Below are 9,502 nucleotides of genomic sequence, written 5' to 3' on the forward strand. Positions count from 1 at the left end.
GCAAATTTTTTAGGCCTCCGCCTCTGTATTTTTTTTCCACACTAAGGGTCTAATAAACTTACCTACGAAATGCTTTCCCATTAATTCTGCAATTATTTGGTCTTTGGCCTCAATCTGACCTTTTAGCCTTGCATTCTCGTCTTTAAGTTCTTGTATTGTTAGATTCTCGTTAAGTGTTGTATTGTGAGGTGGATTGTCTCCTAATATAGATACAACATCAACCCCTATTACGTCGGCGTATTTCTGTAAGGTTTTATTGGTAAAGTTATTTCTACCAAAATCTTTGTAAACATTTTGCCGAGTTTTACCCAATTTATTGGAAAGCTCCTGTACGGTTATGTTTTTTTCCTTACATAACGTTTTGATTTTCAACCCTATATGTTCCATGTGTCTGTTTTTTTTAAAAAAAATCACCCATAAAGTTTGTTTTGTATCCTTTTAGGGATAATATTTGCAATACAAAAAGATACAATGTAATACAAATACAGTGTATTGAATTACAAATGTAACAACAATTATTATACCAAAAAAGCGTATGGCACAAGATACATTTAACGTAACAATTTCTTTGCCAAAGGCAATAGAATTGGATTACAAAAAATTAAAAAAGCAAAAAAGGTTAGCATTGAGTCAGCTCGTAACCGAATCGCTACGAAATCAGTACCCCGAAATCAAAGAAGCGTTGGAAGCTAAACAGGTGTAGCCATGTCAATAAATCTTTTAAAGGCTTTGGACGGCGAGGACTGGAAAGAGCAAGACGGGTGCAGCAGTTGCACCAATTGCCCGAAATCGAAACGACAGCAAGACCAGAGCAAGGAGGTAATAGTTCGCATTGTCTCAAATGCTGTGTTTGGCTTTTTTGCCTTTGTTGGTGGATTAATCATAGTGTTTTTTATGGTCAATGGTTCGAGAGAAAAAAGCCGATTAGATTATAAGTTGGATTCGATGAAAATTGTAAAAGGCATACCGACGGAGCTACCAGATGAGCGAGTTCGCCAAAGTTTTGTCTTGGATTCTATTTTAATCGCCAAAGGGTTACGAAACCATCGCTAAGAATTTTCACAACGGTAAAGACTATGGAAAACAAAGAAAAACCCGCCTACACGGAATCGGAAAAGCTACTCAGATTAGAGTGTTTGAAATTGGCACGGGTTGAGTATAGCGGACAATCCTCACTACCAAGCCCACGGATAGCAGAAGAATTTTACGAATGGGTAACTAATCCAGCCTACGAACACCCGAATCAACCAACTGTAACGGACTGGATAAACGGAGTTAAGCCGTATGGAGAAAGAGCCTAAAGGCCGTAAGCCCAAAAAGGAAGAAAGTAGCCGCGTTATATCTGTTAGTCGTTGGTATTTTACTTCTACTGATTACAGTGTCCCAAATCAGATTTTGGCCTATAAAGTCAAAAAACAACGCCGAAAATCAATTTTCACTTTTTAAAATACAAAATCATGACTGATGAATCAATGCTAAATATGCTTGGTGTTCTACAACAAGTGAGTGGTGTTTACAAAAGAATCGCAGACGACAGTAAGTCGAACGACGACATCGGATTGCGGCTTAAGTGCTTAGAAATTGCAGCAAGCGCGAATGGTGTTAGTAATAAAGTGCACGAAGCCCAAATTATGTACAACTGGATTGTTAAGGCCAGAGAAAAAAAGGCAATCGCACAAAACGCCCCGACCTCTGACGAAGAATTTCCAGACCTCAAAATCAAACGCCTACCTGTATCGTATTCCGATGCCATAGGAGAAGCGCAAAGCCTAAGGAACGCTCTTGTAGGTTTAAAAAATGATTCGCACAACGCATTTAGTGCGCTTATCCAAACTATAGAGCAAGTGGCTTCTGACAGAGAGAAAGATAGTGGATTAGAGCAAAATCAGATTGATTGGCTTGTGCGCGAAATTGAGTCTATCAAAAAACAAATCATTGAATCTGCGGATAATTTTTTGGAGAAAGTAGCCGATGAATAAAAATAAACTACCTGTTAATCTGACAACAAAGCAACTTAGGGCTTTTTTCGATGCACGCCTTGTGGCTACTGGAGAAGATGAACGCGACACATTAACTGTGATAGCATCAAGAGATGCAATTAAAGTGGCTTTAGGCTCTTTTTGTAGACGATACGCAGCCATAGCATTGTCAAGCAATAACGAACAGATTAATGAAGTTCGCTTTTCTTATTCGGAAATTATACACGCACTTGTTATGTGTCAATTTTCCTTAGCGTGGTACACAACTCAGGATTTACGCGCTTCATTGCTTTTGGCTATCCAACACGCCGAAGACGTTAAGTATAGCGAATTTAAAAAACTTTTATCTAAAGTAAATTTACTATGCCAAGAATCAACAAAGCCGCAGTAATTGAGTATTTGCGAACATTGCCTAATTCGCTAAAGACAGAGGTAGCAAGTTTGTACGCTACACAATTTAAGACGACACCAGAGGCATATAAAACAAGCCTAAGCAGGGCGAGTTTTGGAAATTTAGAGCTTGAATTTTTGGTAAAGTATTTAATAGAATACGGGGCAGACGAGGAGCGTATTTGCCCACCACCGCCACCAAAAATACAGCTATCCCCCGAACTTTCGAGGTATTTTATTTTAAAATCAATACCCAAATCGTTATTGGAAAATAACTAAATCATCTCATAAATGCAAAATCAATCTAAAATCCCCAGCCCGAACCGCCCGCCTTAGTAGTGGCTACTGTGTGCCTGCAAAATCAAAGTATAGTTATTCAGGCACGCGGAGTATATCAGGTTTCTAATATTTTACGCACACGTGCATTTTTTTAAGTGCACTTGTGTAAAAAAAAGCCCGAATACAGACGTAAACGGGCTTTAAATAAAATCTATAAATTGGTAATTTTAATTCTATTTTTTTAAATGCAAAGCAAAGGTAAAAATTTTTCTCTTGACCTGCAAAAAATGAGTCAAGAAAAAGCCAAAGAATTGGCTATTTGTTTGGTGAAACGTGGTTTTATGGTTGAATTTGTTAATGTAAATTGATATGGCAAAAGTATTATTAGCACTGGATTACACCGATGCACTGGTTTTGCAAAATCACATCAACGAAATACTTAATACAGAAGTCGAAGACTTGGAGTGTTTGAATCGTGTTTTGTTGGATTTGAAAACAGGAATTGCGGTAGAGCAGAAACACAATCGCAGCAAATTTTGTCAAGAAATGCGCGAATTATTAAGCGACTTAACCGACCAAGAGCCATGACTCAATTTATATTTTCAACTAAAGAAGTTGATTTTTTCCGAGCCTCATTATTGCCAAAAATAAAGGAATTGGGCGCAAGTATTTTGTATCGCAAACTTAACGATAATTGTTTAATTTCCCTAACGGAAGAAGAAATTAATTATCTCAAAAATGTAGCCGAAACGGAGTATTTGGAAAGGTCAAAAGGCCGCGCGTTTGAATTGCGTTATACGCAAACCACGACTTTACGCAAGATAGCCATGATGGCAGCCAATGACACAGAAAAACAGGCTTTAGTAAAATTAACCAACATTCAATTTTCACTTTTTTAGTCATGCAAATAACTACACGCCCAAGCCTGCTACACGCGCCAATTATTGGCAATGCTGCTAATGTAATTTGTAATAATACAATTGGTAATAATACGGCTGTTTTTCGGGCTAAAAAAAGCCCAAAAACAGCCGTAACAGAAATGTTTAACTTGCTAAAAGCGCGCATCGCCGAGTATAATTTTACTTGCAAATTATTGCGTCATACAATCAGAGGTACATTTTTAGCGGCCATCAAAAATGTAGTTAATCTTTTTGCGCCTTCTTATTCGCAATTGCAGGATTATTACGTCGAATTTAGTACGGCCATGTTAGCGGGTGCGATGAATCAGAGCACCGACAGTGCAGCAAGGCACATCAAAAAAATGTTAGTGTTAGGCTTTTTGCAAGAAACGGACATTGCGCCAACGCATAAGCATTTTGCACGATTCAACACAGTGTATCGTGTGGACTTGACGGCCATCAATAGCGAGGCCATCGCAAAACTCATAGAGCAGGAAAAGGAAGACGACATCAACCCTAATCTTGGACTACTGAAAAAGCACAGGAAGCCACGCAAGCAGGTACAGGCCGAGCCAGTGGAAGGAGAGCCAGCGCAGGCAGTTGAAGCAATCGCAGTAGAAGCAACCACAACAGAAGGCCAACAACCCGCCGAACTCGTGGAAGACGTGGAAGCGGAAGTAGTATTTGTTGAAGCAGGAGACGACGGCGACGGCCAAAGCCTGTACGAGTGCTATATGACAGACGAGGAGGCCGCCCAAAGTCCATACGTTAGCCCCGCGAAATTTGAGGCATCAAATCTAAGCCCTTGTATTGCCGTTCCTGTGTACTGTGTTATGCCATTCTATGCGAATTTAACACAGCTTAACCGAAAAATTACCAACATCACTAATCAACTGAAAATCAACGACACTTCTTTTTGCATATACCGCAATTTGCGGCACATATTTAATAGTAACTTTTCAATAGTAAAAGGTATTACATATAAAAAACTATTTAAAAGTAACTAAGCTGTGAATATGTGGATAAGTCCCCGTACTGCTAAAAAACTGTTAAAAAACTGAAATGAAAATTGCCCTTTAACGGCTCAAAGTTTAATATTTTGCAGTGTTATGAATTGAGTTTTGCGACTAAGGACTTTTTTACAAAAAAAAATAACAGGGGGCGGGGCGCGGCGGCCACAGACAGCAAAAACAATGCGTACGGCGTAATGTTTTATTAAACTCGTCGGTTACAGAGGCCAAAGGGCAAATGCGTGTAACGCTGCAATTATAGCCCTTTTTGGTGGTTTCTCCAAATTTTAATTCCAATCCTATGCAAATTTCCGATAAAAAAGCAGGGCGCGTGTTATTGCCGTCCAGCGGGAGCGATTCCCTTTTTGTAATGCAATTGTATTATAACGAGAATCATTATAAGAGTAAAACGCAAAATATTGCCCGTTTCTGGTCTATGGACTTTGAGGACGAAAGAAACGGAACAGTGCAATACGAAACGCTCAACGAGTACAATGGCTATATTAAGTTTATCGAATATATCCAAAAACTCAATGTTTCGGGCAGGCTTTGGAGAGCTTTTATATACTACAATACAATTTTAGACGGTAGCGGCAAACCCGAACTAATAACAGGCTTTGCAGGTACGAAGCCCAAGAATTTTTTAACGCAAGCCGAAGCGTACAGCGGCCTGACAATGGAGCAGGTGCAAACGAGCCGCACGATATGCACCGACGCACCAGCCGCCCCGATTGAATTAGATTTTGGTCAAAAGGCAGTGCAGCCGCCACAGGCAGTCGAGGCCATCACACGCACGATTAATCAATTTCAAAACCATTATTAGCCATGTGGAATCTTACTGAGCATCAAAAGCCAAGCACCCGCCAAGATTTGCAGGTGTTAGTATCAATTCGAGATACAATAGAATACGCTACACATTGTACTTATGCAGGCTCTTTTATTAATCAATTCAAAATTGATTTGTCCGAAATTCCACGCAGTAATAATTTTTCGGCAGACCTGATGTATAAGGCCATCGCACCAAATCAAGACGAATACAGTAATACGGTTGAAATTTGGAAACTGAAAGCTAACGGAGATTTTAAAACCAAACTATATACGCTTATTTATGCAAAATCCACTAAATAAAATCAATCTACTAAGTATGCAAGCTGCCTTTTGTTGTGGCTTGTTCTTAGGCGCAAGCATCGCATTTTTTGCAACACTTTTATTTACCGATTATTTCAAATTTTAATTCTTTTTTATGCAAAATCAAATAGTAACAGACGTCTACGAAAACGCACCAACCGCCGCACAAGGTGTGGCTGTTTTGAATAAAATCATCCCTGTATTGCGTGCTTTTCAAAAAAAAACGCAAAAGGATATTGATACTCATTTTGAGTATTTTACGCATAGCGATATTGCTAAAAATTGGAAAGGAGACGTAATGTATATATCGGAAAAATTTCGTCAAAACAAAAAAGAAATAGCTAATTTTTATTGTAATTTGGATTATGGTAATCAAGTTAATTTCTTTCGTATGTTGAACTTACCATTATCCGAACCCTTGCAAGATATATCCGAATGGAACGAAGACCCCGAACTTGGAAAGGTGTTTGCCTTTTACGATGAAAACGCAAAGCAGCCGTACAAATACAGGCCAATAGAAACGGTTTTGTTACATAAGTTTTGCCTCTTTTCGCTCAATCATAGTAGCGTTTCTTCTTTGTATCATTTAAGTTCCGTACACAAGGATTTAGGCTACGAAAAACCTTGTATTAATTTCAAAGGTTGGGCGGATTATTGGATATGGCTACAAAAAAACGAATGCACAGCCGCGACAGGCGCACAGGAAGAATTTGTTCATTACTTAATTAATTATAAATAAAACCCATGACAGCAAAAGACGTATTGGACAGGCTTAACAGTAATGATTTTTGGATAAAACAGATAAGCAAAGACCGCTTTCCTTTTATCTCAAAAATGGCAACACCGCCAGCCTTTTCTTTGTACAAAGAGGTAACGGTAAGAATTGATACCGATGAAATTACGCGGTTTGGAAAACCTAAACCGCAACGAAGGCGGTTTGATGCAATTGCACTTGTGAAGCCTCATTATAAGGCTTACGGAGACGAATTATTTACAATTGGAATCGAAATAAAAGTAAGCAAATCCGATTTAACCAGCGATATTAAATATACTGATTATATCGGTTACGCCAATTATAATTTCTTTGCCGTGCCTACTGCTTTAGTTTCAGCTGCACGCGAAAAATTAAAGAACACAAAAGAGTTTGGTATTATCAATATTGATTTCAATGAAATTGTTAAAATGCCTGAATTTCAAAATGTAGCAGTTTCCAATTCAGAGGCTTTATTTCGTGAAATTATTTTCAACAAAATTATAAAATCATGTACACACCCGAAGAATTAAATTTCCTTTCAAAGGAAAGAAGCAACCAGCAAATAACAGGTTGTTTGACATGTGAGTACGGACACAGTCAATGTACTTGCAGCCAATACGACGAAGAAGAAGACGACGAGGAGGAACCGTGTACAACATGGTATCTTTTAGAGCTCACAAACGACGACGGTTCAAGGACAAAAGAATCTTTAATTATTGTTGTGGGTACGTTTGAGGAATGCGAAAGTAAATTTAATCCAGGCGAAAATACGATTCTTTCGGAATCTGAATTTAAGTATTTGTAACCACAAAAAAAGCACCCGTAACAGGGTGTTTTTTTTAACCTTACAGGAAATGAAAAACAATAATATATACAGGACAGCCGAAGAAATGGCAAACGCTTTTCGGCAGCGAAGGAGAGCCGCGCCAACAGGCTATCCTAATGGACTGCATGGACTATATGCGAGCATTGCCCGATAAGGCTTTTGATTTGGCCGTTTGCGACCCGCCTTATTTTTCAGGGCCAGAAGAACGCGGGTTTTATGGCAATGAATATTCTAAAGACGGGATTAAACGAATAGATTACCCTGTTACTAATACGTGGCAAGTACCACAGGAAGAATATTTTAGGGAATTGTTCCGCGTATCGGAACATCAGATTATTTGGGGTTGTAACTACTATGATTATAAGTTTGGTTCGGGTAGGATAATTTGGGATAAAGTTAATTACAATAGTAGTTATTCTGATTGTGAAATTGCCTATTGCAGCCTTCACGATTCTGTTAGACTGTTTCGGTATATGTGGAACGGCATGATGCAAGGCAAAAGTATTACAGAAGGTCATATAGCACAGGGGAATAAAAAGCTCAATGAGAAGCGAATACACCCGACCCAAAAGCCAGTCAATTTATATAAGTGGGTTTTTAGTAAGTATGCCAAAACAGGATACAAAATCCTTGATACGCACTTAGGAAGTGGAAGCTCCAGAATTGCAGCCTATGATTTGGATTTTAAATTTGTTGGTGTTGAATTAGACTACACACATTACAGGAATCAACAAACCCGATTTGCCCAGCATACAGCCCAATACCCTATCCGATTTGCCAGCTAAGGCACTAAACAAAAAAGCCCCAAAAACGGGGCTTTTTTTATGCTACAAACTCTCCGAGTTCGTCCACTATATCTTTTACTTGCTTTGGCGTGAATAGTTTTTTACGACCAATGTTTACGATGTGCTTTATTCGCTTGTTAAGTGTCTTCACGGTTATTTGATAGGCGTTTGCTACCTGACCTTTGGACATGGTCTTGAATTGGGTACGGTTCATAATTTTTGTTAGGTAAATCTTTAAACGGAAAAAAACGGAACGAAACGGAAAAAAACGGCACAAAAGCGAACGAAACCGACCGAAACGGAAAGTGTTATTTTTTCGTAAAATACATTTGTGTCCACAAAGCACGACAAAACAAAGATACAAGTTTCACTTAAAAAAAGCATTCACAATATGAAAAATAATTAAGACAATGGCAAAAGATATTGTCGGTAAAATATTAGGGCTTGGATTGATAATAGCCTTATTAATGGCAGTTTGGGAATACCTGCAAAAAGCATTTCGCGCCGACCAATTAAAGCCGCTTATTTCGAGTTTTTCGGTGGGTAAATTAGGGTTTTCATCAATCCAAAGTTTGCCACTAAAAGTAGTAATGGCTATTTCTAATTTCTCCCCTACTTTATATAATTTACAACAAATTCAAGTAGAGATTTATGATAAAGACGGGACTAAATTATTAGCAAGCCAAGATGTACCACTTACGCAAGGCGTTAGCTTGCAACCAAATGCTCAAACATTAATACCTGAGCTAAATTTTAGCGTATCTAACGCCAATGTGGTACAATATCTATTTTCGGGAGATAAGATAAAAGCAGCCGAAACCATGCTAAAATTAGCGGTAGGAGAAAAGGCAGGTTTGACGCTAAGGGTAAAAGGATTTATCAGAGCCGAAGGCCTTAAAATACCACTAAACGAGGAGGTTAGTATATGACAAATGTAACTAACAATCCTTCAAAAGTGAGTAAACCTTCAGGTTTGGCCATCAAATTAAGCGATAGAGCAGACGCAGGGCAAACAGTAGGATTTTTGTTTGAGGACATTGAAAAAAACGCCGAACAATTGCGGCCATTATTGGCCAATGTAGCGGTTTACGATGCAAACGGAATTTTGCTTTTAGATAAAACTTTGCGCAAAATTTGGAACTTTTGTAGGCGAGAAATCAAATATAAATTTGACCCAAAAAACCAAGAGGTTATTTATTCGCCGCGCCGAATTTGGGAACAGAAATTTGGTGATTGTGATGACCAAACGAAGTTTTTACTTTGCTTTTTATTTATGCTCAAAATTCCGTTTAAAATTCGGATTGTAGGCTACAATAAAAACAGAGGATTTGCGCACGTTTTCCCCGTTTCGTGGCTTGAAAATGGCAAAGAAATTATCTTGGATTATGTACCCGAATGCCAATATTTTGGCCACACGCCACCCTATTTATTTTACAAAGACTTTCACAAAAA

The 9,502-nt window shown here is 38.5% G+C and carries 18 protein-coding genes; 16 read left to right on the forward strand and 2 right to left on the reverse strand.

Translation table 11 applies throughout. From position 1 onward, the window contains the following. Positions 1 to 9 precede the first annotated feature (9 nt). On the reverse strand, positions 10 to 387 hold the full coding sequence (locus BM090_RS09115) for a helix-turn-helix domain-containing protein (protein WP_091511207.1): 378 nt from the start codon (positions 385 to 387) through the stop codon (positions 10 to 12). A 148-nt stretch (positions 388 to 535) separates the two neighbouring features. Between BM090_RS09115 and BM090_RS18360 the strand changes: the two genes are divergently transcribed. The 14 genes from BM090_RS18360 (at position 536) to BM090_RS09180 (ending at position 8,050) form a co-directional block, all read left to right on the forward strand. After that, a complete protein-coding gene (locus BM090_RS18360; protein WP_177199891.1) occupies positions 536 to 703 on the forward strand; it encodes a hypothetical protein in 168 nt (55 codons plus the stop codon). A gap of 2 nt (positions 704 to 705) precedes the next feature. Further along, positions 706 to 1,053 carry a hypothetical protein gene (locus BM090_RS09120; protein ID WP_091511210.1) on the forward strand — a complete coding sequence of 116 codons (348 nt, stop codon included), beginning with the start codon at positions 706 to 708 and terminating at the stop codon, positions 1,051 to 1,053. A 23-nt stretch (positions 1,054 to 1,076) separates the two neighbouring features. After that, entirely contained in the window at positions 1,077 to 1,301 is a 225-nt protein-coding gene (locus tag BM090_RS09125) for a hypothetical protein (protein ID WP_091511216.1), read from the forward strand. Between the two features lie 156 nt (positions 1,302 to 1,457). Beyond that, complete coding sequence (locus BM090_RS09130; RefSeq protein WP_091511219.1) at positions 1,458 to 1,979, forward strand: hypothetical protein; 522 nt, start codon at positions 1,458 to 1,460, stop codon at positions 1,977 to 1,979. Then, entirely contained in the window at positions 1,972 to 2,370 is a 399-nt protein-coding gene (locus tag BM090_RS09135; protein WP_091511224.1) for a hypothetical protein, read from the forward strand. The genes BM090_RS09130 and BM090_RS09135 overlap by 8 nt, the downstream gene beginning before the upstream one ends. A 647-nt stretch (positions 2,371 to 3,017) precedes the next feature. Beyond that, the gene (locus BM090_RS09140) at positions 3,018 to 3,236 is read left to right on the forward strand and encodes a hypothetical protein (protein ID WP_091511228.1); all 219 of its coding nucleotides are present in this window, start codon (positions 3,018 to 3,020) and stop codon (positions 3,234 to 3,236) included. After that, positions 3,233 to 3,547, forward strand: a complete 315-nt coding sequence (locus BM090_RS09145; RefSeq protein WP_091511231.1) for a hypothetical protein — start codon at positions 3,233 to 3,235, stop codon at positions 3,545 to 3,547. Before BM090_RS09140 ends, BM090_RS09145 begins: the two co-directional genes overlap by 4 nt. 2 nt (positions 3,548 to 3,549) lie before the next feature. Beyond that, positions 3,550 to 4,554, forward strand: a complete 1,005-nt coding sequence (locus BM090_RS09150) for a hypothetical protein (protein WP_091511234.1) — start codon at positions 3,550 to 3,552, stop codon at positions 4,552 to 4,554. Between the two features lie 304 nt (positions 4,555 to 4,858). Next, entirely contained in the window at positions 4,859 to 5,380 is a 522-nt protein-coding gene (locus BM090_RS09155) for a hypothetical protein (protein ID WP_091511237.1), read from the forward strand. Between the two features lie 2 nt (positions 5,381 to 5,382). Further along, positions 5,383 to 5,685, forward strand: a complete 303-nt coding sequence (locus BM090_RS09160; protein ID WP_091511240.1) for a hypothetical protein — start codon at positions 5,383 to 5,385, stop codon at positions 5,683 to 5,685. A gap of 115 nt (positions 5,686 to 5,800) precedes the next feature. Beyond that, positions 5,801 to 6,424 carry a hypothetical protein gene (locus BM090_RS09165; RefSeq protein WP_091511242.1) on the forward strand — a complete coding sequence of 208 codons (624 nt, stop codon included), beginning with the start codon at positions 5,801 to 5,803 and terminating at the stop codon, positions 6,422 to 6,424. A gap of 5 nt (positions 6,425 to 6,429) precedes the next feature. After that, complete coding sequence (locus tag BM090_RS09170) at positions 6,430 to 6,969, forward strand: hypothetical protein (RefSeq protein ID WP_091511246.1); 540 nt, start codon at positions 6,430 to 6,432, stop codon at positions 6,967 to 6,969. Continuing rightward, on the forward strand, positions 6,948 to 7,244 hold the full coding sequence (locus BM090_RS09175) for a hypothetical protein (RefSeq protein ID WP_091511250.1): 297 nt from the start codon (positions 6,948 to 6,950) through the stop codon (positions 7,242 to 7,244). Before BM090_RS09170 ends, BM090_RS09175 begins: the two co-directional genes overlap by 22 nt. 137 nt (positions 7,245 to 7,381) lie before the next feature. Next, positions 7,382 to 8,050, forward strand: a complete 669-nt coding sequence (locus BM090_RS09180) for a DNA methyltransferase (RefSeq protein WP_091511254.1) — start codon at positions 7,382 to 7,384, stop codon at positions 8,048 to 8,050. Positions 8,051 to 8,087: 37 nt separating this feature from the next. Here the strand turns inward: BM090_RS09180 and BM090_RS18155 are convergent, their stop codons facing one another. Then, positions 8,088 to 8,264: a DUF4248 domain-containing protein gene (locus BM090_RS18155; RefSeq protein WP_143083929.1), complete on the reverse strand. Its 177-nt coding sequence runs from the start codon at positions 8,262 to 8,264 to the stop codon at positions 8,088 to 8,090. A 196-nt stretch (positions 8,265 to 8,460) separates the two neighbouring features. Between BM090_RS18155 and BM090_RS09185 the strand changes: the two genes are divergently transcribed. Then, positions 8,461 to 8,979, forward strand: a complete 519-nt coding sequence (locus BM090_RS09185; RefSeq protein WP_091511258.1) for a hypothetical protein — start codon at positions 8,461 to 8,463, stop codon at positions 8,977 to 8,979. After that, positions 8,976 to 9,502 (forward strand): transglutaminase domain-containing protein (locus BM090_RS09190; protein ID WP_143083930.1); only part of this gene is annotated, 527 nt, incomplete at its 3' end. The genes BM090_RS09185 and BM090_RS09190, both read left to right, overlap by 4 nt.

Source organism: Flexibacter flexilis DSM 6793 (assembly GCF_900112255.1).
GTDB lineage: Bacteria > Bacteroidota > Bacteroidia > Cytophagales > Flexibacteraceae > Flexibacter > Flexibacter flexilis.

Excerpts from the sequence above, each read along its gene's own strand:
- BM090_RS09185 (WP_091511258.1), top strand. The coding sequence starts at position 8,461 with ATGGCAAAAGATATTGTCGGTAAAATATTAGGGCTTGGATTGATAATA.
- BM090_RS09155 (WP_091511237.1), top strand. The coding sequence starts at position 4,859 with ATGCAAATTTCCGATAAAAAAGCAGGGCGCGTGTTATTGCCGTCCAGC.
- BM090_RS18360 (WP_177199891.1), top strand. The coding sequence starts at position 536 with ATGGCACAAGATACATTTAACGTAACAATTTCTTTGCCAAAGGCAATA.
- BM090_RS09160 (WP_091511240.1), top strand. The coding sequence starts at position 5,383 with ATGTGGAATCTTACTGAGCATCAAAAGCCAAGCACCCGCCAAGATTTG.
- BM090_RS09140 (WP_091511228.1), top strand. The coding sequence starts at position 3,018 with ATGGCAAAAGTATTATTAGCACTGGATTACACCGATGCACTGGTTTTG.
- BM090_RS09170 (WP_091511246.1), top strand. The coding sequence starts at position 6,430 with ATGACAGCAAAAGACGTATTGGACAGGCTTAACAGTAATGATTTTTGG.
- BM090_RS09175 (WP_091511250.1), top strand. The coding sequence starts at position 6,948 with ATGTACACACCCGAAGAATTAAATTTCCTTTCAAAGGAAAGAAGCAAC.
- BM090_RS18155 (WP_143083929.1), bottom strand. The coding sequence starts at position 8,264 with ATGAACCGTACCCAATTCAAGACCATGTCCAAAGGTCAGGTAGCAAAC.
- BM090_RS09135 (WP_091511224.1), top strand. The coding sequence starts at position 1,972 with ATGAATAAAAATAAACTACCTGTTAATCTGACAACAAAGCAACTTAGG.
- BM090_RS09145 (WP_091511231.1), top strand. The coding sequence starts at position 3,233 with ATGACTCAATTTATATTTTCAACTAAAGAAGTTGATTTTTTCCGAGCC.
- BM090_RS09120 (WP_091511210.1), top strand. The coding sequence starts at position 706 with ATGTCAATAAATCTTTTAAAGGCTTTGGACGGCGAGGACTGGAAAGAG.
- BM090_RS09180 (WP_091511254.1), top strand. The coding sequence starts at position 7,382 with ATGGACTGCATGGACTATATGCGAGCATTGCCCGATAAGGCTTTTGAT.
- BM090_RS09115 (WP_091511207.1), bottom strand. The coding sequence starts at position 387 with ATGGAACATATAGGGTTGAAAATCAAAACGTTATGTAAGGAAAAAAAC.
- BM090_RS09130 (WP_091511219.1), top strand. The coding sequence starts at position 1,458 with ATGACTGATGAATCAATGCTAAATATGCTTGGTGTTCTACAACAAGTG.
- BM090_RS09125 (WP_091511216.1), top strand. The coding sequence starts at position 1,077 with ATGGAAAACAAAGAAAAACCCGCCTACACGGAATCGGAAAAGCTACTC.
- BM090_RS09150 (WP_091511234.1), top strand. The coding sequence starts at position 3,550 with ATGCAAATAACTACACGCCCAAGCCTGCTACACGCGCCAATTATTGGC.
- BM090_RS09165 (WP_091511242.1), top strand. The coding sequence starts at position 5,801 with ATGCAAAATCAAATAGTAACAGACGTCTACGAAAACGCACCAACCGCC.